General features: G+C 35.1%; 20 protein-coding genes. 13 read left to right on the top strand and 7 right to left on the bottom strand.

Annotated features, from left to right (window positions below):
* Nucleotides 1-198: 198 nt before the first annotated feature.
* From BSF42_RS01440 to BSF42_RS01400, 10 genes are all read left to right on the top strand, one after another.
* Complete coding sequence (locus tag BSF42_RS01440; protein ID WP_095951338.1) at nucleotides 199-4,230, top strand: PAS domain S-box protein; 4,032 nt, start codon at nucleotides 199-201, stop codon at nucleotides 4,228-4,230.
* Nucleotides 4,231-4,504: 274 nt separating this feature from the next.
* Nucleotides 4,505-4,645 (top strand): hypothetical protein, encoded by a 141-nt coding sequence (locus tag BSF42_RS22390; protein ID WP_172426636.1) that lies wholly within the window; start codon nucleotides 4,505-4,507, stop codon nucleotides 4,643-4,645.
* 137 nt (nucleotides 4,646-4,782) lie between these two features.
* A complete protein-coding gene (locus tag BSF42_RS01435) occupies nucleotides 4,783-5,571 on the top strand; it encodes an SDR family oxidoreductase (RefSeq protein WP_095951337.1) in 789 nt (262 codons plus the stop codon).
* Between the two features lie 226 nt (nucleotides 5,572-5,797).
* Complete coding sequence (locus tag BSF42_RS01430; RefSeq protein WP_095951336.1) at nucleotides 5,798-6,604, top strand: phytanoyl-CoA dioxygenase family protein; 807 nt, start codon at nucleotides 5,798-5,800, stop codon at nucleotides 6,602-6,604.
* 152 nt (nucleotides 6,605-6,756) lie between these two features.
* The gene (locus tag BSF42_RS01425) at nucleotides 6,757-7,443 is read left to right on the top strand and encodes a CDP-alcohol phosphatidyltransferase family protein (RefSeq protein ID WP_095951335.1); all 687 of its coding nucleotides are present in this window, start codon (nucleotides 6,757-6,759) and stop codon (nucleotides 7,441-7,443) included.
* Nucleotide 7,444: 1 nt separating this feature from the next.
* A complete protein-coding gene (locus BSF42_RS01420) occupies nucleotides 7,445-7,876 on the top strand; it encodes a GtrA family protein (RefSeq protein WP_095951334.1) in 432 nt (143 codons plus the stop codon).
* 213 nt (nucleotides 7,877-8,089) lie between these two features.
* Nucleotides 8,090-8,665, top strand: coding sequence for a DUF4833 domain-containing protein (locus BSF42_RS01415; protein WP_095951333.1), 576 nt, complete (start codon nucleotides 8,090-8,092; stop codon nucleotides 8,663-8,665).
* 361 nt (nucleotides 8,666-9,026) lie between these two features.
* Nucleotides 9,027-9,431, top strand: coding sequence for a hypothetical protein (locus tag BSF42_RS01410; protein ID WP_095951332.1), 405 nt, complete (start codon nucleotides 9,027-9,029; stop codon nucleotides 9,429-9,431).
* 398 nt (nucleotides 9,432-9,829) lie between these two features.
* Complete coding sequence (locus BSF42_RS01405; protein WP_095951331.1) at nucleotides 9,830-11,191, top strand: mercuric reductase; 1,362 nt, start codon at nucleotides 9,830-9,832, stop codon at nucleotides 11,189-11,191.
* Between the two features lie 8 nt (nucleotides 11,192-11,199).
* Nucleotides 11,200-12,702: a BCCT family transporter gene (locus tag BSF42_RS01400; RefSeq protein ID WP_141248421.1), complete on the top strand. Its 1,503-nt coding sequence runs from the start codon at nucleotides 11,200-11,202 to the stop codon at nucleotides 12,700-12,702.
* A 6-nt stretch (nucleotides 12,703-12,708) separates the two neighbouring features.
* On the opposite strand, the gene BSF42_RS01395 is transcribed toward BSF42_RS01400, so the two are convergent.
* Nucleotides 12,709-13,095, bottom strand: a complete 387-nt coding sequence (locus tag BSF42_RS01395) for a VOC family protein (RefSeq protein ID WP_095951329.1) — start codon at nucleotides 13,093-13,095, stop codon at nucleotides 12,709-12,711.
* Between the two features lie 229 nt (nucleotides 13,096-13,324).
* Between BSF42_RS01395 and BSF42_RS01390 the strand changes: the two genes are divergently transcribed.
* On the top strand, nucleotides 13,325-13,516 hold the full coding sequence (locus BSF42_RS01390) for a cold-shock protein (RefSeq protein ID WP_095951328.1): 192 nt from the start codon (nucleotides 13,325-13,327) through the stop codon (nucleotides 13,514-13,516).
* A 177-nt stretch (nucleotides 13,517-13,693) separates the two neighbouring features.
* On the opposite strand, the gene BSF42_RS01385 is transcribed toward BSF42_RS01390, so the two are convergent.
* On the bottom strand, nucleotides 13,694-14,398 hold the full coding sequence (locus BSF42_RS01385) for an SDR family oxidoreductase (protein ID WP_095951327.1): 705 nt from the start codon (nucleotides 14,396-14,398) through the stop codon (nucleotides 13,694-13,696).
* A 239-nt stretch (nucleotides 14,399-14,637) separates the two neighbouring features.
* On the opposite strand from BSF42_RS01385, the gene BSF42_RS01380 reads away from it, so the two are divergent.
* Nucleotides 14,638-14,817 (top strand): hypothetical protein, encoded by a 180-nt coding sequence (locus BSF42_RS01380; RefSeq protein ID WP_095951326.1) that lies wholly within the window; start codon nucleotides 14,638-14,640, stop codon nucleotides 14,815-14,817.
* Nucleotides 14,818-15,019: 202 nt separating this feature from the next.
* On the opposite strand, the gene BSF42_RS01375 is transcribed toward BSF42_RS01380, so the two are convergent.
* From BSF42_RS01375 to BSF42_RS01350, 5 genes are all read right to left on the bottom strand, one after another.
* Nucleotides 15,020-15,244: a hypothetical protein gene (locus BSF42_RS01375; RefSeq protein ID WP_095951325.1), complete on the bottom strand. Its 225-nt coding sequence runs from the start codon at nucleotides 15,242-15,244 to the stop codon at nucleotides 15,020-15,022.
* A gap of 481 nt (nucleotides 15,245-15,725) precedes the next feature.
* Nucleotides 15,726-17,297 (bottom strand): Na+/H+ antiporter, encoded by a 1,572-nt coding sequence (locus BSF42_RS01370; RefSeq protein ID WP_095951324.1) that lies wholly within the window; start codon nucleotides 17,295-17,297, stop codon nucleotides 15,726-15,728.
* 25 nt (nucleotides 17,298-17,322) lie between these two features.
* Nucleotides 17,323-17,481 carry a helix-turn-helix domain-containing protein gene (locus BSF42_RS01365; RefSeq protein WP_371614880.1) on the bottom strand — a complete coding sequence of 53 codons (159 nt, stop codon included), beginning with the start codon at nucleotides 17,479-17,481 and terminating at the stop codon, nucleotides 17,323-17,325.
* A 109-nt stretch (nucleotides 17,482-17,590) separates the two neighbouring features.
* The gene (locus BSF42_RS01360) at nucleotides 17,591-19,132 is read right to left on the bottom strand and encodes a hypothetical protein (RefSeq protein ID WP_095951323.1); all 1,542 of its coding nucleotides are present in this window, start codon (nucleotides 19,130-19,132) and stop codon (nucleotides 17,591-17,593) included.
* Nucleotides 19,133-19,557: 425 nt separating this feature from the next.
* Nucleotides 19,558-20,295: a hypothetical protein gene (locus BSF42_RS01350; RefSeq protein ID WP_095951321.1), complete on the bottom strand. Its 738-nt coding sequence runs from the start codon at nucleotides 20,293-20,295 to the stop codon at nucleotides 19,558-19,560.
* A gap of 442 nt (nucleotides 20,296-20,737) precedes the next feature.
* Here BSF42_RS01350 and BSF42_RS01345 point away from each other — a divergent pair, with 442 nt between their 5' ends.
* Complete coding sequence (locus BSF42_RS01345) at nucleotides 20,738-21,874, top strand: hypothetical protein (protein WP_095951320.1); 1,137 nt, start codon at nucleotides 20,738-20,740, stop codon at nucleotides 21,872-21,874.
* The last annotated feature ends 333 nt before the right edge of the window (nucleotides 21,875-22,207 follow it).

Raw genomic sequence — 22,207 nt, 5'->3', positions numbered from 1 at the left:
TATTGTATTTCGTTATCGTAAAAGTATTGGAAACAAAATTCCAGTTGTTTTTTACAAGCAGTAAGATTATCGAACGGTATAAATCTGGTAAAGTTTAAATGAATTGCAGAAATAAAAATATGATCAGATGCAAGATTAGTACTAGGTAAAAAATTAAAAAAACTTTATCTTTCCACTTTAAACAAAAAAAATTTCGAAGTGGGGCTAAATAAAAGAGAATCTGAATTTCTATTTTTAAAGAATGGAGGAGAAGCGGGAGCCCTTGTGAGGGAAATGGAATGGAAGGAATCTTCTTTAGGAAATATAGACCTCTGGCCTGAAAGCCTCCGTACATCACTCGGAATTATGCTGCGTTCCAGTATCCCTATGTTTTTGGTGTGGGGAAGTGAAAAAACTTTTTTTTATAATGATTCATTCCGCCCCTTTCTAGGCACTAAAAATCATGATGCATTAGGTAAAGTTTTAACGGAAGTCTTAACTCCAGAGTGGAAGATAGCTGTTGGCGCAGTGAAAGCTGTACTAGATCAGGATGAGGTTATACCAGAATCCAATATTACTGTGAATGTGAACAGGAATAATGTGTTGCAACAGGTGTATCTTACAGCCTCTTACAGTGCTGTTTTTAGTCAAAATCATACTGCCGAAGGAGTTTTGGTGACTTGTATCGAGAATTCAGCAGTTATCCCCAATATAGTAGCGTCAGGATCAGTACGCTCACAGCTCAATAGTATACTGATGCAGTCCAATGCAGGAATTGCTCAGGCCGATAGTACTGGACGTGTTATAGAAGTAAATGACCATTACTGTGAAATGCTGGGATATAGCCACGAAGAAATACTGCAGATGAATATAGGACAGCTTACGCACCCTGATGATTATCAGCGTAATCAAATACTTTTGCAGGATTGTATTTCAAATGGAAAAGATTTTACAATTACCAAGCGTTATGTCTGCCGTGATGGTTCGCAACTTTGGGTAAGTAATAGCATTTCGGTCGTATCAGATTCTGAAGGGAAAAAATATATAACAGCCATTGCTATTGATATCACTGCTGAAAAAGAAAAAGAAGAGCAGCTGACAGCTAGTGAACAGCGTTTTAAAACCCTTATTAATAAAGCGCCGGTAGGTACAGCGTTATTAAAAGGAAGTGAATTTTATATTGATCTGGCTAATGATGTTATGCTGGATTACTGGGGTAAAGACAAACAGATCATCGGTAAGAAATTAACAGCTGTATTTGAGAAGCCTTCCAATGAGGAATTTTATAAAATAATTAGTGAAGTCTATAATACAGGAAAAGAATATAAAATTAGCGGCTACGAAATCCAGACAGGATTGGGTAGTGAACAGTATTTAGATTACTCCCTTACACCATTAGTGAACCAAACGGGTGGTGTTTATGCTGTTTTAGTGATGTCCTTTGATGTTACTGCTTCCATAAAGGCACAGCAGGATATCACCGCGAAGCAGAACGAACTTGCGGCTATATTTGAACAGTCACCTGTAGGTATTGCCACAATCAGCATAGACAAGGATTTGGTATTTCAAAGTGCCAACACTTTTTATGGCGAATTAGTAGGGCGTGAAGCAAATTCGTTAATTGGAAAACCGTTGCTCGAGGCGCTTCCTGAACTAAAGGGACAAGGTTTTGATGAGCTGCTCCGCGAGGTCATACGCTCAGGTAATGCATACACGGCCAAAGAAGTTGAAGTAGAACTGAAGCGCGAAGGACAGCTTACAAATATCTATGTGGATCTTACGTATCAAATCCACCGAAATGCATCGGGAGAAGCCAATAGTGTTTTAGTGGTAGCGGTTGATGTTACACAGCAGGTCCTAAACCGTCGTGAGGTCGAGGAAAGTGAAACCAGATTACAGAATTTGATTGCGGCTGCTCCTGCGGGAATCGGTTTGTTTGTCGGCCGTGATCTTATTATAGAATATCCCAACCAGACTTTTATAGATATCGTAGGGAAGGGGCCTGGAATTAACGGACTGCCTTTAAGGGAAGCCATGCCGGAACTCATTACCGAAGGGCAGGCTTACCTTAAGATACTCGATGATATTTTTACAACAGGAGTTCCTTTTATCTCGCCTGCCTCATTGGTTAAAATAGTGCAGAACGGGGTGTTGAATAATAACTATTATAATATTTCTTATACACCTATTCGCAACAAATCAGGAGAAATTTATGCCATTTTAGACATTGCTATTGACGTGACCCCGCAGGTTTTGGCACAGAAGGCAATGGAAGAGAGTGAAGCCCATTTACAATTATTGAAAGACACTGTTCCTGCTATGATTTTTTATCTGGATCAGCAGCAAAGGTACCAAAGCTATAACAGTGTTTTTATGGACTGGTTCTCCGTTGGGGAAAACGAAGCCATTGGTAAGACAGTTAAAGAATTCCTTGGGGATGCAGCCTATGAAAAAACACGTACTCATCTCGATATAGCTTATAGCGGGAAGCAGGAGAAATATGAGATGTTTGCGCCCTCCAGAATGGGTGAAAGAAGATGGCTGAGCATTGTGTATACGCCGCATAAAAATAATGAGGGAACCGTAATTGGAATGATTGTACATGCGATGGATGTCACACAGAGCAAGTTAACGGAAATTGCACTTCGCGAGAGCGAATCTAAACTTCGCTCGGTATTGGAAGCCGCTCCAGTTTCTATTAGTTTATTTGTAGGGGATGATCTTATTATTGAGAATGCAAATGAACCTTTTATAAAAAATGTAAGTAAGGGCGCTGCCATAGATGGAAAGTCTCTTATGGATGTCTTATTACAAGAAAGTTCACAACAATATATAAAAGCCGTTCAGAATGTATATCAGTCGGGAGTTAGTTTCAGTGCTAGTGGGACAGCAGGTATACATACCACGGAAACAGAGCCTCATTATCACAACATCAGTCTCACACCTTTATTGGACAGTGACGGAAAAGTGTATGCAGTGCTTCATGTAAGCTCGGATGTGACAGCCGAAATAAATGCAATGAAAAAAATAGAACAGGCCGAAGCCGCACTTCGATCTGCTGTTGAAGTGGCGCAGCTCGGAACTTGGTCAATGGATGTAGCTACGCAAATTACTACGGTTTCACATCGTCATGCGGCTATGTTTGGACTCACAGCTACAACACTGCCATCACAAAAGGTACGGGATTTGATAAAGTCTTCTGATCACAACAGGGTAATGGAAGCTTTTTTTGCAGCCCAAAAGCCGGGTTCCAATGGAAAATATGAAGCAGAATACAGAATAATTCATGGAATTACGGGACAGGAAAAGGTTATTCATGCCGTTGGGCAGACCTATTTTGATCTGGAGGGAAAACCTGTAATGATCAGCGGAACGGCTCAGGATATTACAATTCACAGGGAATTACAGCTCGAACTGGAGAGTGAGGTTCAGCTCAGAACAAAAGAGCTCGCTATGGTACTGCAGGATCTGCAGGCATCCAATACAGATCTTGAACAATCTAATTACGCTTTAAAACATTCTAACGAGGAACTAGCACAGTTTGCCTATGTAGCGAGTCATGATCTTCAGGAACCGCTCCGGAAAATTCAAATTTTTGCCGGATTATTGCAGGAAGGAAAATCCAGCAGGGATCCCAAAATAATGGTGGAAAAAATTGCTTTATCTGCGGCACGTATGAGCCAGCTGATTTCCGATCTGCTTAGTTTCTCACGTCTTATCGAACCTGAGAAAAGGTTACATTCGGTTGATTTGACCGCTGTACTTAAAAGTGTTCGTGATGATTTTGAACTGGTGACTGCTGAGAAAAATGCTGAGATAGTAGTTGAAAATCTTCCTGTAGTCCAAGCAGTCGGCCTGCAGATGAATCAGCTTTTTTATAATCTGATGAGTAATGCTTTAAAATTTACCGATCCGAATAAATCGCCTCGTATACAAATAAGTTCGGTTTTGGTATCCCATGACTATGCCGCGCAGTTCACCGATTCTCCTTTAATACCAGGGAATTACCATCATATCTCGTTTACTGATAACGGAATTGGATTTCAGAATGATCATCGTAACAAGATTTTCGAAATTTTTAAAAGACTTCATGGGCAGACTATTTTTCCAGGAAGCGGTATTGGTCTGGCATTGTGCAGAAGAATTGTTCTAAACCACCACGGTGTATTGTATGCAGAATCTGAAGAGGGTAAAGGCAGTACTTTTCATATCTTTCTTCCCGATCTTGAAGAAGAAAAAAATAACATTTAAAACCTGACTTAGTAATTGAGCTAGTATTTTTTGATAGAGACGCGTGAAATAATTTGGGCATTTGAAGATTGATGAATAACGTATTTATTAATTTACATATTAGAATAACTATTTTGCTTTGGCTCATTTTAAAGTTTAAAAATATTTTAACACTCCTATTTTATAAAAAGAGTATGACGTTTTAATTATGAAAAATTGGATTTCGATCATGTAAAAGTTTTTCGATAAGCTGTTTTAATTTTGCAGCAGTAAGTAATGAAAAATTAATAATAGAATGAAAACGTTTAAAAGAAAAGAAAAGAGCAAAATAGATCAGGCACAGCAATCGTTTAAAATAAAAAACAGAATTATCAATACGATGGTTTTCTCCATTGTGTCATTTATTGCAATTCTGTTGATTTGTAAAATTGCATAACCACTTCCTTTGTAGGTTATGTAACTCATCTTGATTTGTATGTGATAAACAGAACTTCATTTATCGCTTATATTTAATAATAAGTCACAACCAACGGTTTAGAATTAATCTTTATATTTGATTATTAAAATACTATAATGAGCGAAAAAACTAAACCATATGCCTTAATTACTGGCGCCAGCGAAGGCATTGGAAAAGCTATTGCTTATGAATTGGGTAAACAAGGTTATCCATTATTGCTTGTTGCAAGAAGTGAAGAGAAGCTAAAAGTATTATCTGGTGATCTCCAAGCTAAATATGGCATCAACGCGTTTGTTTTATCAGTTGATCTTTCGATAAATGGTGCATCGCTAAAAGTAACCGATTGGATAAAAATGAATAATTATCCATTAGGCATCTTAGTTAACAATGCGGGTTATGGTGTGTGGGGTGATTTCAGTCACTCTGCTCTAACGGATCAGCTCGGCATGATGCAGCTTAATATGAATGTAGTAGTAGAACTTTCACATTTATTAGTTCCCATACTTTTACAAGAAAACCAAGCATATATTTTAAATATATCGAGTACTGCTGCATACCAAGCTGTACCTACGCTGGCTGTTTATTCGGCTACTAAAGCTTTTGTTTTATCATTTACGCGTGCCTTACGTTTTGAGCTTTCCAAAACTTCCATTTCAGTAACTTGTTTTAGTCCAGGTCCGGTAGATACTGGTTTTGCTTCGAGAGCTGGTTTAGATGCCTTTAGCAAAATGGCTGAAAAGTTCAATATGCAGCCTGATGAGGTTGCAAAAATGGCAGTAAAAGCGATGTTCAACAAAAAATCAGAAGTTATTCCGGGTTTTACCAATATCATTTCGGTTTATGCCAACCGTATACTACCAAAGGCATTTATAGAAAAAACTGCAGCTGGAATTTATAAAATTTAATTTTTTCAAAAAAAAAATAAAAAAAAATCTTTGCAAATGAGAAATTATATTACATTTGTATAAATGTCTACTAATTCCATAGAGTATGTCTAATAAAAGAAATATGTTTAATTTATCTGAAAACCGAATGCACGCAAACATGCGAATGTGTTGCTGTTGTTGCTGTTGCAAATCTCTTAGATAAAATTTCAAACATTATTATTTCATTTATTAAATATATAGTATCATGGTATCTTCTTATAAAACTTTTACCCTTACTGAGCAATTAACTGCTGAGCAAATCAACTTTTTTAACAAATATGGTTTTATCCATTTCAAAAAATTTATAAATCCAGAAACGGTTTCATCTATCATTGATGCCTCGAAACAAGTAGAGCAAAAATGGATTGACAATGACCTTCAAAAAGTAAATGGTGTTCCAATCAAATACGGAAAAGATTTAGATGGTTCTCCTATTGTGCAGCGTTTTGCTTTTATCAATCAACATCATCAAGCCTTGAGCGGTCTTTTACTTGATCCAAGATTCAATAGTTTATTACCATTGGCAGGCGAGGGAGCAAGATTAGGTACTGAGGAAAAAGACGGAATGGTTTTCAATCATTACATTAACGGACCAGAAAGTAAGTTTACAAAAATGGGCTGGCACACTGATGGTTTGCGAGATATTTTTTATGGTGGGAAATTAAATCCGATGTTAAATGTGGGTATTCACTTGAGCACTTTACAACCCGAAAACGGCGGCCTTAAAATCATTCCGGGTACTCACAAACAAAGTATTTATCAAATGCTTTTTCGTAAAAAGTACTTTTTAGATAATAAACCTGATCCACAGGAAGTATCTATTAATCCAGAAGCTGGAGATTTAACCATTCACGATGGCCGTTTGTGGCATAGAGTGGCAGAATCAACTATCCGTGGCGAAGAGAGCAGAAGGAGAGTTATTTATGTTCCAATTATAGCAGGGAAATACGCTCCTAAAGATGAGAACAGTCCAACAGTTTTCTATCAACGTTTTGCAGGAATTGTTAAATAATATGCTGATTGTCCTCGCATTTAGTTATCTGGTTAGATCAGGTAAGCTAAAAAGAACCACCGATTTTTTTAAAAATACGCAAAGAAAAATAAAATTAAAAATTACCAAACTGGAATTGGATATACTATAAGTTTATAAATATTGGGTTATTAATGGGAAAAGAAACACATATTGAAGGTTATAGTGAAATTGCCCAAAGAACATTTTCAGACCGTAAGCGAACTAATATTTTAAAAAGGGCTGAACAGTTAACGATTGTATTTTTGCTTCCAAAGGTGCCTCAATTCATTTCGCCAAACGTACTGACTTTAATTGGCACGTTCGGTTCTGCATTGGTTTTTTTAGCTTTTGTTTTAGGTACTTATTTAGCAAAATGGTATTTGCTTTTGGGTATTATTGGTTTGGGTATAAATTGGTTAGGCGATTCTTTAGACGGAAGATTGGCTTATTACAGAAATATTCCACGCCGTTGGTATGGTTTTGCACTCGATATTATTGCCGATTGGATCGGTATTGTACTTATAGGTTTTGGCTACTATATCTATGCTGAAAACGGCACACAAATAGTAGCCTTTGCTTTTGTTGCACTGTATGGCTGGTCGATCATTATCACTCAGTTGCGCTACAAAATTACAAATGAATACAATATAGATTCGGGCTTTGTTGGCCCAACAGAACTTCGGTTTATTATTGTTTTCATTTTAATTATCGAAGTTTTATTTCCCGGATCAATTACCTATTTGGCAGGCTTAATCACTATTATATTACTTATAATTAATATCATAGACAGCTTAAAACTTTTGAAGTTGGGCGATTTAAAAGATAAAAACCAAGACTGATATGTTCAGTAAAAAATCCATTTTCACTTTTCTACAAGCACAAGTTGCGGCATTTTTAGGTGGCATTACTGATTATGGATTAATGATTTTATTGACAGAGGTGTTTCAATTGCATTTTACTTTTTCTATTCTAATATCTGGAACCGTTGGTGCCATTGTCAATTTCAGCATCAATAGATTTTGGGTGTTTAAAAATCAATCTGGTTATAACAGCCCTATAAATAGTCAGCTTTTTAAATTTGCGTTGGTGGTGTTGGGAAGTATTTCCTTAAAATCATTTGGTACGTTTTTTTTACAAAAAGTATTTCAAATCGATTATAGAATCGGAAGATTGATTACGGATAGTTTTGTTTCTTATGGATTTAATTATCCACTGATTAAATATTGGGTTTTTAGGGTAAACGAAAAACAGAATGTAATTGAATCAAATTAGTGTATAAATAATTATGGCAAATCAAATCCGTTTTTATCCGCGTTTTTACGAAGTAAATTTGCTTTATCCGCGTCAAATTAGACGCTGATTTTACTGATTCGCTAAAGCAAAAACGCTGATAAAAACGGACTTTTCTAATTACTTTCCTGATTAAACCTTTAGATAATTTTATAGTTTTTCCCTTAATCTAGGTGTTATAAAAAAATTTCGTTTATGAATAAATTGCCATTTAATTTTACAAAATCACTACTCGTTATCACGATCTTAGTAAATATAATTTCCGGAAATGTATTGGCACAACTCAAAAATCCATCACCATTACATTTCCCAACGCCTAAAAATATAGACAATATGCTGTTTTACATTCAGCGAGACCCAAATATAAACACTGCTATTTATGCCATAAACTACCTGGAAAATGGACAAATAAACAAAAGCAATCCTATAAAAGCGTATTGGATTCGATATGCGGAGAAAGGAGAAAAAAAAGATTTTAACTATCTACAACGCAAATATGCATACGGAATAGAAAGTAAAACTGTAAATAATGAGGAGTTTGAACTTCAATTTGTATCGTATAAAAAGTTACCCTTAACCTTAAAAAAGATAGATTCAGATCAGAAATATCATGTTTTTGTAAGTGTAAATCAGAAAAAAATACAAGTAGAAAAAATATTTGTGCGCATTGAAGGAGGTTCTTTTTGGTTACCCAATGTAAGATATGCCGAAGTTACCGGAATTGATGTTTCCTCAAATAAAATAATTACGGAAAGGATGTTGTTGAAATGAGATAGCTATTTTGTATTGCTCCTGCTGAGGCGAAGTCTCGCGACTTCGTACCCGTTGCAACATTCTATAAAGTTGCAATCACTTTTATAAACTTCTCTTTGTTGATTCTCTATATGGGTGCGAAGTAAGGAGAAATTCGCACAGCTATTCATAAGAACTCTTCAGGGAGCGAGGTAAAAATTAACAATCTAAATAAATAAAATCCCAGCCACCAACAGCTTGGCAAGATTGCGAGTTTTGTGGTAAATTCACATTTACGTTTCGCAAGAAATCTTATCTTAGCAGAAAGTACTCGGTTACGAAATTCGCAACCTCGCCAAGCGCAAGAAAGTTGGTAGTAATACTTTAGAACCTAAATGTAATGACAATAGAAATAACAATTGCAATTGTCGGAATTGTAATAGCTTTAGCTACATATTTACAAGGACAAAAACCAACAGAAATAAAGTTGCCCGAGCCGAAAGAGGAAATAGAAAACTTGAAAGTTCATTTCTTAATGAACCAAAAGTTATCACTAGAAATACAAGAATTTTTAGAAAATTATATTGTTGAAAATAATGCTTCTGAAAAGCTACTTTTTGAAAATATGAGCTTCTCAAAATATCTTAATTTTGTTCGTGAAGAACATGAAAATGGCTTGTCTGAAAAAGCATATAAAATGATTTCACAACAACTTACAAGACCCATTATTGCAAGTATGTTATTGTCATTACAAAATCAAAATAATAATTTAGTTATGGTAAAAAATACGCTTAATACTTTGTGAAATGGTAATGTTTCCCCCGCTCTCCAAATTGTTCTAATAAAAAAATGCGCAAATGTCTCTGACTTTGCGCATTTTTTTTGTCTCTTATAAATAATAGACCTGACAAAAGTCTCCCGACTTTTTACGATTACTTTTTAGGCGATGGCTTCTTTTTTCCCAGCCCGGCTCCCTGTGGCGAATGCATTCTAAAGGATGTTATAAGCTTATCACTATTTTTTATTGTATATAAATTATTGTACTTTTAATTAGTAACTTACAGTATAAGTAAAACAGCAGTACTTAAATTATAAGGCGATACGTTTTTTAAAAGTCATGAAAAAACTGCTGAAATCTGCTGGGTTAGCTTATTATGAAATGCAGGCAGCATATTGTAAGACGATAATAAAGAACTAATAAGTATGAAAGAATTTGATTATATCATTATCGGAAGCGGCCAAGCGGGGATTCCATTGGCATTTAGTTTATCCAAAAATGGGAAGGTGGCTATTGTTGAAAAAAGTTTTGTGGGAGGGACATGCGTGAATAACGGATGTATTCCGACCAAAGCTTATGTGGCCAGCGCGCGAAGAGCTTGGGACGCTTTTCATGGTGATGATCTGGGTATTGAAATTCCTGAGGGAACAAAAGCTAATCTCAAAAAAATTAGGGCGCGTAAAGATGAGCTGGTTGCCGAATCGCGTTCCAATATAGAAGAAGCAATTAAGAGAGATAAAAATATTACGTTATTTAAAGGGGAAGCTCATTTTTTAAGCAATTTCGAAGTTAAGGCAGGAGAAATAATTCTTACAGCAAAAAAGATATTTATAAATGTAGGGGCAAGGGCAGTGGTTCCAGAAGAATATCATCACATTACCTTTTACACCAATGAAAATATTATGGAAATCACCGATCTGCCAAAGCATTTAATAATCATTGGGGGAAGCTATATTGGTTTGGAATTTGCCCAGATTTTTAGAAGGTTTGGCTGTGAGGTCACCATTGTGGAGCGCAGCGGACAATTAATAAGCAGGGAAGATGAAACGGTAAGTGATGCTGTGGCTTCAATTATGAAATCGGAGGGCATCAATCTTGTTTTTAATGCTAAGGAGATTACAGCTGAAGAAGACACTAAAGGAGTTGTAACAATAACAATTGGCAGTAAGAAAATAAGTGGATCACATTTACTGCTCGCCATTGGACGCACTCCAAATTCCGATACCTTAAAATTGGAGAATACAGCGGTCAAATTGGATAAGAATAATTATATAAAAGTCAATAATTACTGCCAGACCAGTGTTGATGGAATTTTTGCCATAGGAGACTGTAACGGGAGAGGGGCTTTTACCCATTCTTCGTATAATGATTTTCAAATTGTAGAGAGTTTTCTTTTCAAGGATAAAAAAAGAAAAATCAGCGATAGAATTACAACCTATGGATTGTTTATAGATCCGCCGCTAGGCAGAATAGGCATGACCAAGAAAGAAGCTCTGGAAAAAGGATACGAAATTCTAGTGGGATACCGCCCCATGACAAAAGTAAATCGCGCTAAAGAAAAAGCAGAAACGGCAGGTTTTATGGAAGCGGTAATTGATGCCAAAACCAATAAATTTTTAGGAGCCTGTGTTTTAGGAACCGGCGGAGATGAAATTATCAATGGCATTACCAACTTAATGTATGCTAAAAAGCCGTATACCGTTCTGCGGGATTCGGTACATATTCATCCTACGGTAAGTGAACTTATCCCCACGATGTTACAGGATTTAAAACCCATTGCTAAATAAGAAGTATTTTGATTTCAAAATTATCCAGCCATTTTCGGGCAAATAATATACTCTTTTACGGGTTGCTTTTTGGAGCAGTCTTCTTTATCAGTGGTATGCTGGCACCAGCTTCTTTACTGGCTGTTTTAAATGAAATAAACCAGCAACTGCTTTCGGTTTTTAGCACCTATTATTTAGTGCTTGGACTTTTTATAGTGCTTGCCTGCTTAGTAATTTTATTTTCTCCTATTGGCAGTAAAAAATTAGGAGCAGGGAAGCCTTCTTATTCCTATTTCAGCTGGATTGCCTTATTGTATAGTACGGGAATGGGCTCAGGTTTATTACTTCGAGCGGTGCAGGAGCCTGTTTATTACTTTAACAATAGTCCTGTCAGCACCGCAAATGCAGCACAAACAGCGCTTCAATATACCTTTTTTCACTGGGGTTTTACCCCTTGGGCCATGTACAGTTTGTTTGGCTTGCTGGTGGCACATAATCTGTATATAAAAAAAGCACCTAATTTACTGCACGCCATAGTTCCTAGTCTGAATAATCGTCTCCTGCAATTCGGCGCTGTACTTTTTATTGTACTGATTACTATTACAGGGGTAATTGCTTCATTAGGATTGGGAACAGCACAGCTTATCGGCGGACTTAATTATACTTTTGATACTGGACTTGATACTTGGTTTTTATTATGCAGCGTATTGGTAATGGGATCTTTTGCAACTTATTCAGCATCTACGGGAATCACTAAAATGATTAAATTTTTAGCTGATTTTGATTTTGTTTTTTCCATTATTTTAATGCTTTTCGTGGCGTTTTTTGTTAAATTCAACGTTTTGATCACCCAGAGCTTCTCTGCCTTTTATCAGTATGTAATCCATTTTTTTGAAATGAGCCTTGCCGCAGGATCATACACTGCCAAAGGAAACTTTACGCAGGACTGGACGGTTTTTTACTGGGCTTTCTGGCTTGCCTGGGTTCCTTTTACTGGGATTTTCATTGCCCGAATTTCCAAAGGCAGAACCATTAAGGAATTTTTGATTGCTACAATCCTAGTACCTGCCTTAGCAACAATGATATGGTTTTCGGTATTTGCCTCTTCGGCTTTTGAAATTATACATGGAGGAAGCAGTACAGAATTTGACAACGTATTTACCTCTTTATTTGTTTTCTTGGAACATCTGCCGCTTCATCAAGTTACATTTTTTCTTGCAGGACTTTTGGTTGCTATTTCTATTATTAATTCGGTGGACTCGGCCATTTTTGTTTTGGGAATGATTAGTGATGAGGGTAAGGAGAATCCTTCTAAAAGCCATAAAATTATCTGGGGCATTATAATTACAGCTACAGCTCTGGGACTTACAAGTCTGGGCACCAATGAGCTCCTCAATGGAATCAGTAGTCTGTTAATCATTATGGTGCTTCCTTTTAGTTTTTTGTATCTGTATTGTATTATACTGTTTTTTAAAAAGAATGTTTTTATAAAACATGGTAAAACAGGATCAGAGAAGAAAGAAGTAAATTAAATTCCTTCATAAGGGATAGCCAATTTCCCAGATATGTCCAAAAGGATCTTTTAGCTTTCCTATTCTCCAGTCTTCTTCTGTTGTTATGGGACAAATTACCGCAGAACCGTATTTTACTGCATTTTCAAATATTTTATCTGCATTTTCACTCTCTAAAACTATTCTAATTGGCGAATTGAATGGCTGGCTGATAGTTTGACTACCATCACAGGGTTCTTCGTCGCTTAGATAAAAAGCAGCACCTTCAATTGTAATTACTGATGATATTTTATTATTTTCAAGCGTATATCTGTTTGATTCAACAGCCCCAAAAGCATTAGTATAAAAGTCAACTGCTTTAACAGCATTATTTACTATAAGAAAAGGTTTGATATTAGTTTTGATTCCTGTCATCTGAAATGAAAATTAAATAAGTTAATGATTCCATTATCTATAGACTATAAAAATAATAAATAGTACCCAATGCTTGACATTAATGGAAATAAAGTAAGCTGAACACATCAGAATTCACTCCAAATAAAAAGTTTAAATACCCCGTATTTTGTAAACTTTAAAATAAAATTCATTAATTCAGTTGGTTGTCATTTTAAAGCATTACATTTGAGGAATTAAATATATTAAAATGCAAGAAGGTACAGTAAAATTTTTCAATGAAGAAAAAGGATTCGGATTCATAACTCCAAGTAACGGAGGAAGCGAAATTTTTGTTCATGTTTCAGGTCTATCAGAAAATATCAGTCAAAATGATGAAGTACGATATGATGTTGAAGAAGGCCGTAAAGGTCCAAACGCAGTAAACGTAGTGTTAGCATAATTATACTATAAAATTTAAAAAAAAAGCGTCTGCTCCCTGCAGACGCTTTTTTTTTAACCAAAATTCTCAGAATCCATTAAAAGAGATTTCGTATTTTGAGTTAAACGCGCATCAATAAAAAAAGCTTGAGAGAAATCTCAAGCTTTTTTATTGTTTTTAATCGAAAGAAAATTGAAATTATTTGGTTTTTGTGGGACGGACTTCTATTTTGCTCGGCAGTACATTTGGATTCATTTTCAGCAGGTCTACGATCATCTGCCCGATATCCGAGGGCTGGATTTTCCACTTATCATCTTCGCTTGGAGTATGGCCGTTAAAGTTGGAAGCAACCGATCCTGGCATAATAGTGGTGCACTTGACATCATAATCACGCAGATCCAGCATGGCCGCCTGGGTAAAACCAACCAGTCCGAATTTTGACGCATTGTACGCTGCGCCTTTAGCAAAGAAATTGGCTCCCGCCAGCGATGCGATGGATATGTAATACCCTTTGTTCTCTTTAAGCTGTGCTGCGGTCGCTTTCAGGGTATGGAAAGCCCCTGTCAGATTGGTGTCAATCATCGTGTTCCAGTCCTCCAATGCCATTTCGTCTATGGGCGCAAATTTTCCCACTCCTGCATTAGCAATCACAATATCGAGTTTTCCAAATTTAGATACAATCTGCTGGACGGCTTTTACTTCGTTATCAAAATTTCTGACATCAGACTCAAGTACCAGAACGTTCTGTTCTCCTAGTATCTGGTGCGCCTTTTCCAGCGCCTGTTTATCTCTTCCTGAAATGGCTACTTTTACTCCGTTTTTTACCAGTGCTTCTGCAATACCGAAACCGATGCCTTTTGCAGCGCCGGTTATATAGGCTGTTTTGTTTTCTATGTTCTGCATTTTTATAAGATTTGTTTAAGTTTTTTTTATTGTCTGTAAGCTTGAAGTTGATCTATGCTTTGTTTTTAAAGAAGGCGTTTTATAAAAATACGATAACAGGATTATATTTCGTAATATTCTCTTGAAAAGTTAAAGTTTAATGAGTCAGGATTCGTTGTTAAGAACCAAATATTTCACTAACTTTAAATCAAATTAACATTTAAAGGGATTATTTTCAAATTATCTAAATAATTTAAATTATGAAAACGCACTTAAATTCAAAAGTTATAGTACTGCTGTTGTTGACTCAATTTCTATTTTCATGTAAAAATAATATAAGTGCGGGAGTTGGCAGTGACGGAAAAAGTCTTGACTCGACGGCAACAAATTTAGATACGACTACTGTACCAAAAAAGAATTCAAAAGCAATAGAAGAATAATGCAGTGTACGCCGATTATTTTATCGCAAAATTTAATACGTTTAGAATTGGGATAATATCTATTTATTAGCATAGTTTTTCTATAGACCAAAGTAAAGACAAGCGTATCTGTGCCTTCAACTATTCCAAAAAACAATTTACTTATTCAAAAAGCCTGCAGTATTTTTATGCTGCAGGCTTTATATTTTACTATTTAGGTGTATCAGCTTGACTTTTTTAAAGTATACAGTCCGCCTGCCAAAAGAGCTGCTGCTGCTCCGAGATAAAGAAAACCCTGCATTTGGCCTGATTCGTTTGATGCGTCAATTTTAAGGCCTAAAAAGTTAATTTCTTTAGTGCTGTCTGCCACTCGGTTTAATCCCACATAGCCTGCAGCCAGACTGATCGCTATAAGTACAATACCCACTATTTTTGCTGTATTCATCATTTTTAAATTTAATGTTTCTTAAATATAAGAAAAATAATTTAGGTCTGGAAATGGAGAAAGTAAATGCTGTTGCAATGCAGGGGTCTGCCAGATGTGTTTTAGGATGATTTTATCAAGGGAGGCCAGATGGAGCGATTAGTTTAGTAAATAGAAGATTGAGTAACTTAGTTAGTTTTGGTTTGTGTATTTTTTCTTGTTTTTTATATTATTTAGTATTGTTTTGGTCGGTGAATGGGACGATGGCTGAGTGGCTTGTAATTTTGAAATGTAGATTTATTTGTGAGATGTCGCAAAGAATTAATGATTTAGGATTGCGGCAGGAATTAGAGAGGATTCGAACTTTAAGCTTTTGGAAATGCCAAGTGCTATGATTTTTCCACAAAATTTGATCGTAAATTATCTTTCAACGACCTTGGCATTTTTTGGCTAAATTTAAAGCAGATCCAGATTAAAGAAACAAATATTATTGTTTGCAAAATATCTAAATGAACCGCAGTTTTTCTTCTTCAATATCCAGATAATGCATTTGCCTTCTTATGACAGCTTCATCTAAAGTCTGATCTTCTTTATTTTTATTTATTAACCATTTTCTCTGCTGGTTTAATAAATCAAGATAGATATCTTTTAGCTCCGTTCCAATGGATTCATCATCAATTCCATTACTATGCTGCTCCCATTTTTGAATTAACTGTTGTAATGAGGGATTGTTTTGAATCTGATCACTGTACTTAACCCTTAAATAATCGGAAGCGTGTTCTGCTAATTCCTTTCGCAATAGATTAAAAGCTAGATCACGAGGTAAATCATCATCAATTTTAAATTTAATTTTTTTGATGAAATAAGGAAGTGTCAACCCCTGAATTAATAAAGTCAAAAGAATAACAATAAAAGTGATAAATAGTATAAGGTTACGCTGTGGAAATCCATTACCATTATTTAAATAAACCGGTATAGATAATGCTGCGGCCAATGAAACAACACCTCTCATTCCGGTCCATCCCAATATAAAAGGTGTTTTAAAACCAGGATTTCTACTATCGGCAACAGTAATGAAATTACGGGCAATTAGAGTAACAATTACGGCGCCATATGAAGATAATATGCGACTAATTATCAAAACAAATGTAATTAAAATACCATAACCAATTGCTGTTGCAATAGTAACTTCTTCAAGACCTCTGGTAATTTGGGGCAGATCCAGTCCAATTAGCATAAAAACTAATCCGTTCAATATAAAGCATAAACTTTCCCATACATTTATTCCCTGCAGACGAGATTTACTGCTAAGAAAACGATGCCTGTTATTAGACAACAGTAAACCACCGCTTACTACAGCTAAAACACCTGAACTATGTACCTCTTCAGCTGCGAGGTATATGATATAGGGGGTAAGCAGCGATAAAACGATGTCTGCATTAGCATCAGTAGGTAAATACTTATGGGCTTTCATAAAGAGCCATCCTATCAATAAGCCAATTGTGACACCACCAAAAATCATCCAGCTGAAACTTAGTGCAGCTTTGTAAAAAATAAACTGCTGGGTGGCAACGGCAATCATTGCAAACCTGAAAATAATTAAAGAAGAGGCGTCATTCAATAAACTCTCTCCTTCTAATATAGATGAAATTGTTCTTGGTAATTTAACAAACTTCAAAATAGCGCCAGCACTTACAGCATCTGGAGGCGACACAATGCCGCCTAATAAAAAACCTAATGCCAGTGAAAAACCAGGGATAATATAATTAGCCACTAACGCTACTGAAAGTGCGGAGAGAAAAACAACTACAAAAGCAAAGCTGGTAATAATGCGCCGCCAGCGCCACATTTCTTTCCATGATATTTTCCAAGCCGCTTCATACAATAATGGAGGCAGGAAAATAAAAAATATAAGTTCAGGCTCAATGTTTACAACAGGTACGCCAGGAATAAAACTTATAGCCAATCCCGCTAAAACTAGCAGTACAGGATATGCAACTTTTATTCTATTAGCAAGCATAATGAGCAATAAAATAACGATTAATATGCCTAAATAAAAAGGGAAATTCTCAAGCATTCTTTTTTGTTTTATAAGGTAAAACTTAGTTTAAGTTTCTGTATTCAATAGGTGTAAAACCTGTATTCTTTTTAAACATTCTATTGAAATGCTGCGGGTATTTAAAACCTAGTTCAAATGCTATCTGACTGACAGATTTAGCGGTATAGAAAATGCGTTCTTTGGCTAAGTTAATTAATTTCAACTGAATATCTTTGATCATCGCGACCCCGAAATTGTAAAATGGATAGGCAGTCGATAAATGGTTTCTTTTACCAAAATTTGCACACGTTTTGTATTTGAATATACTTTTTTTAATTATCGCAGAATGAACCAATTTGTTTTAAATGCCTTTCGGTCTGGTATTTATTAAAGTTGTCCCATTTTGGAGCGGTACTTGTTTTTTGTCCATACATAGCATCCAGGCAAATGTTGTTGTCCTTGTATTTTTCATGTAAAACAGCCAAAATTTTAAAGAAAAATTCATCCAGCATGATGATGGCTTCAAATTCTGATTTTAATGTACTGTAATTAGCATCTGACGGATTTAATAGATGCAGTAAATTTAATAGCTCATTCTTTTCTTCCTCATTGATTTGAGTGGTATAACCCGTTTTTAATGTTTTAAAGACGAGGTTATTCCAAGCTTTGCTGTCATGTCCCCATTGTACATCAGGCAGGTTTAGGGAATGTTCGCAAATTAGAATAATAGAAAAAAGAACATCATTTAAATACTCCGCCGGGAATTCGTCAAAGCTTCTGAATTCGAAACCGCTCTGGTACATTTTTTCCTGATTAAAATCAAGCCCGACTTCCGAAAGCATTTCATATTCCATGTCGGCTTCAATCTGATCGCGCCACCAGATATTTTCCTCTTTTGTAAACTTCAGCAGTTTTCTAAAATTGTCAACCTTATAGGTTAGAATTTTACCTTTTGGCATTGCTTTATTATAGGTTCCAACACCAATGTAACGGGACATGGCATTTCGCATTGAACCCAAAGTGAATTTTTTGTCTAAACTATATTTATCACTGATTACGCCCATAATATCAGGGCTTCCGAGTGTGGATATGAAAAAAGGCTCAAACCACTGTAATAGATAAATGGCGTTAGCATGTGTTTTTTCAAAATCATTGTAATCCACAATTCTGCTGTCTTCTGTTAATGACGGTAAGGTGATATGAAAATGGTAGGTTCCGTTATTGAACAAAACCAGGTTTTCCTGATTGGTCATAAACATATTAAGGCCGTTGTTGTAATCCGGAAAATTTAATTTTCCGTTTAATACAGAAGATTCGTTGATTTTATCCAAAAATAGTTTTTTGGTCGCTTTCAATTCTTTGCAAGAATCAGTAATTGTTCTGTTTTCAAAATATTTGGTTACAAATTCAATAGAATCACCATCAAAATGTACAGATCCCATCGTTTTGTTTCTTTGGGTAATCATACTCTGAATATTGTATGGCTGATCTTCAAGGAAAAGTTCCATGATTGATTTGCCTAGATATTCCGGATTTTCAATCGGTTCTGCCATCGTTTCACCGGTTTCTGTATCGATTACTGCTTTTACTGGTGATAATGTCTTGTGCTGATAATTGATATCGAGCTTTTCCAGCGAATGACTGTTCATCATTCGGCTTACTTTATAGTTTTCAGTCAGATTAAAAGCTTTTTTCAGCATAGGAGCCAGGCTTTCGGGTTTATAGCATTTTCTGTAATCAATACTATATTTTTCAAAGCCGATTTTTTCTTGTATAAATTCACCAGAAACTATTAGGGGTTCTTCAAACTGCATGTAGGTTTCGTTTTCCAATCCTATTCCCCAATAATATTTTTTTGTCTGATTGTCTTTCATTTATACTTACTTTCTTTTTTAAGGTTATTTTAATTTATAAAGTCATTTTTATTCAGGAATACAAATTCAATCTGTTAAAACCAGAGACAAGAAACCTATAACGGATTAAGCACATTGTTGCCTCCATTATAAAAGTTTTCGTTTACTTTTAAAAATATAGGAATTTATATTTTAGATTTTTTGCAATTTATCGACTGAAACATCAATTTAGAAGTAAAATTTTATAGTAGGGTTATAAAATTACTTTCGTTATTAATCACTTTTGTATCAATAATTTAGGCACGAGAATAGCTAAATCACAATTTTTGCTGTTCTTGTTTTTTCTAAGTTGCAAAAGTAGTCTTTTATTATCGTATTTCCAAGTAGTTAACTTGTTGGTAATCAATATTTCTTTTGAATGTCTAAGAGTATATCGAATTGCGTTTTTATTCGTGATAAAAAAACACATAGGAGGAATACAAATCGTCATTCCACCAGTCTTTTCTAACCTCCGAAAAGTAATTGTAATTCACTTTTCCTGCCTGTGACTGCAGCGGATATAGGACAACACCATTTTCGCGATATGCCTTATAGAGCTCTGTTTCAGGAACCACTGGAACAATGTGTCCAGAGAGGCCTTTTTCTTTTCTTTTGGCACAGATTATTCCAATGCCGCCATGGATATTTACCTTCTGCTGGATTTCTTCCGCTGTAAACATTTTCTTCCATCCAAAATTTGGTCCCCATTCTAAAAACCAGTCGTGTATGGCACTGGAATAGATGCGTTCCACAGTTTGTCCAAAAACAGCTTCTACATCTTGTCCCTGTATAATTTTGTCAAGGGATTCGGGAGTCCACCAAACGGTTGGAAGATATACTTTGGCGAAATAGCAGTAATCATAAGAGTATACATTGCAATACGTGTCTTCTACAGTTCTTTGATATCTAAGACTCGTTTCAACGTCCAGTTTATCAATTATTCGGGCAATACTTTCTTTTTTACTTGCTGTATCTGTCAGGTCCCTGTAAGGAATGGAAGAATCCATGATCGGTTTTTCTTTCATTTCCATAGAATCCAGCCGCGATTGCAAATCTGGTAGCAAATTGGCTTCCTTTATTTGAATATTCGATAGTGTATGATCATTTAAAGGTAACGATGCTGCTGTTAAAGTATGTTTTTCCATCTTGACTGCTTAAATTAATTGACCTCACGCTGCTAAATTGATTAACAATACAGCGAAATTTGGTTAGCCAGCGGGTAAATATAAGGATTTTAAGTTGCTAAAGAGTTTTAGAAAAAGACAAATTACAGAAATTGCCTGCTTCTGCCACAAAACTTAATTTGCAAGTTTTAAACATAGTTAAAAGTCCTAGACGTAGTATTTATCAGCGGGAAGCATTCAATTATTTTATCAAATTATTTTAGAATATTAGAATATTTTATAAAGTGTATCTTAAAAAAATCCTTATGGTGATTTATAATTGAAAAAGTATATATTTGAAAAATAAATAAAGTGTAATACTTATCACACATATCTACCCAAATCTGGGTCGCTTTCTGTTGGTTTTTATCATACATATTAAATAGATTGTGCCTTATTACTATATAACTTCTATAAATACAAAATGAAAAAAATAACCTTATTACTTCTTACATTATTCATTACAAATTTTAACAATGCTCAAAACACAGTTCTTGACAGTTTAGTTCAAAAGAATGGTTTTCCTTTCCAAGTTGATAAAAACATTTCCTTTCAGGGAAAAGGATGGGATGTTTTGCTAAACGAAATAAAGCAATCTAATTCTGTTTTGTTGGGAGAAATTCATTTTACAAACGAAATTCCTTATTTTACAAATGCTATTATCAATGAGGTTAAGTTTGACAACTATTTTCTTGAGGTTGATCCTTATTCTGTAGATTTAATCGAAACAAAAATTAAATCGCTGTCTACTGAACAACTTAATTCTTTTGTTAAAGAATATTATACAAACTTCTCTTTTTTGGAGTATGAACCCGAATTTGCGTTGTTTAAGAATTTAGTTAAACGCGGCACCAAAATATATGGTGTAGAGCAAATGAGCGTTTCTGCAGATCAAATGATAATTTCGAATTTAAAAGAAACTTCGAAAAATAAAAAAGCGATTGCGATATATGACCAAATGATTCATAATTCGAAACTAGCTGCATCTAAAGAAGGTTTGGAAAAATACTATATGCTCTCTGAGGATTGTCTTCAAAAATTAGATCTGCTGCTGCAGTTAAAACTTTCTGACAAAGAGCGAAAACAAATTGAAGCATTTAAGTTAAGCAGAGAGATTTATACTAAAAGAAGTCATCCGTTAAGAATTCAATTGATGAAAAACATCCTGCTGACCCAAATGCCTGATTGGAATAACAAAAAAAATCTTTTCAAATTTGGTGCGAACCATATGCCAAAAGGGGAAACCATATTAACAAAAACCGATTTATATGATATAGGCAGCTTAATTTCTAATATTGAAGAGGCAAATTTTAGGAAATCGTTGCATATAATGGTTGTAGGAAAAGGAGAAGACGAAAATGACAATAGTAGTTTTAAATCTTTTCTAAATTTAGTAAAAGATGAACAATGGTACTGTTTTGACTTAAGACCTTTAAAGAAATCTATTTTACAAAACAAGCTAAAAACAGATGATATATATTTATCGAGAGTTATAAAGGGTTATGATTATCTTATTTATATTCCTAAAGTAACTAAAAGTAAAGATATCTCGATAGAGTAAGAACGCACAACCGCCGTTTGTCCTTGCTGACACGAGGGTCTCGCTTTTGAACGCAGTAAGACGTTGACAAATTCGAGTAAAACAATAAAAGCTTCAGAGAAATCTGAAGCTTTTATCGTTTTAGCGGGAAAGGGATTCGAACATTCGAAAAAACATCTAAATTAAAATAGATCCAAAGTGTCGAACTAAACTAGTCAGTAGTTGATTTTACAGAAGTTCAAGTTTTGAGAACGGTAAATACGTAAAGAACGGATTATAATCTACTGGAAATTAGTATTGTATATGTGCGCATCTCTTATGTCTTTTAAAAATTGTTTTTCTATATTTGAATAG

The organism is Flavobacterium sp. ACN6 (assembly GCF_002304005.1).
Classification (GTDB): domain Bacteria; phylum Bacteroidota; class Bacteroidia; order Flavobacteriales; family Flavobacteriaceae; genus Flavobacterium.
The sequence above is the reverse complement of the archived record's forward strand: the minus strand, read 5'-3'. Positions and strand labels throughout refer to the sequence as shown.

Bases quoted from the DNA above. Each gene is read 5' to 3' on its own strand.
- BSF42_RS22390 (WP_172426636.1), top strand. From the start codon at position 4,505: ATGAAAACGTTTAAAAGAAAAGAAAAGAGCAAAATAGATCAGGCACAG.
- BSF42_RS01435 (WP_095951337.1), top strand. From the start codon at position 4,783: ATGAGCGAAAAAACTAAACCATATGCCTTAATTACTGGCGCCAGCGAA.
- BSF42_RS01430 (WP_095951336.1), top strand. From the start codon at position 5,798: ATGGTATCTTCTTATAAAACTTTTACCCTTACTGAGCAATTAACTGCT.
- BSF42_RS01425 (WP_095951335.1), top strand. From the start codon at position 6,757: ATGGGAAAAGAAACACATATTGAAGGTTATAGTGAAATTGCCCAAAGA.
- BSF42_RS01420 (WP_095951334.1), top strand. From the start codon at position 7,445: ATGTTCAGTAAAAAATCCATTTTCACTTTTCTACAAGCACAAGTTGCG.
- BSF42_RS01415 (WP_095951333.1), top strand. From the start codon at position 8,090: ATGAATAAATTGCCATTTAATTTTACAAAATCACTACTCGTTATCACG.
- BSF42_RS01410 (WP_095951332.1), top strand. From the start codon at position 9,027: ATGACAATAGAAATAACAATTGCAATTGTCGGAATTGTAATAGCTTTA.
- BSF42_RS01405 (WP_095951331.1), top strand. From the start codon at position 9,830: ATGAAAGAATTTGATTATATCATTATCGGAAGCGGCCAAGCGGGGATT.
- BSF42_RS01395 (WP_095951329.1), bottom strand. From the start codon at position 13,095: ATGACAGGAATCAAAACTAATATCAAACCTTTTCTTATAGTAAATAAT.
- BSF42_RS01390 (WP_095951328.1), top strand. From the start codon at position 13,325: ATGCAAGAAGGTACAGTAAAATTTTTCAATGAAGAAAAAGGATTCGGA.
- BSF42_RS01385 (WP_095951327.1), bottom strand. From the start codon at position 14,398: ATGCAGAACATAGAAAACAAAACAGCCTATATAACCGGCGCTGCAAAA.
- BSF42_RS01380 (WP_095951326.1), top strand. From the start codon at position 14,638: ATGAAAACGCACTTAAATTCAAAAGTTATAGTACTGCTGTTGTTGACT.
- BSF42_RS01375 (WP_095951325.1), bottom strand. From the start codon at position 15,244: ATGATGAATACAGCAAAAATAGTGGGTATTGTACTTATAGCGATCAGT.
- BSF42_RS01370 (WP_095951324.1), bottom strand. From the start codon at position 17,297: ATGCTTGAGAATTTCCCTTTTTATTTAGGCATATTAATCGTTATTTTA.
- BSF42_RS01360 (WP_095951323.1), bottom strand. From the start codon at position 19,132: ATGAAAGACAATCAGACAAAAAAATATTATTGGGGAATAGGATTGGAA.
- BSF42_RS01350 (WP_095951321.1), bottom strand. From the start codon at position 20,295: ATGGAAAAACATACTTTAACAGCAGCATCGTTACCTTTAAATGATCAT.
- BSF42_RS01345 (WP_095951320.1), top strand. From the start codon at position 20,738: ATGAAAAAAATAACCTTATTACTTCTTACATTATTCATTACAAATTTT.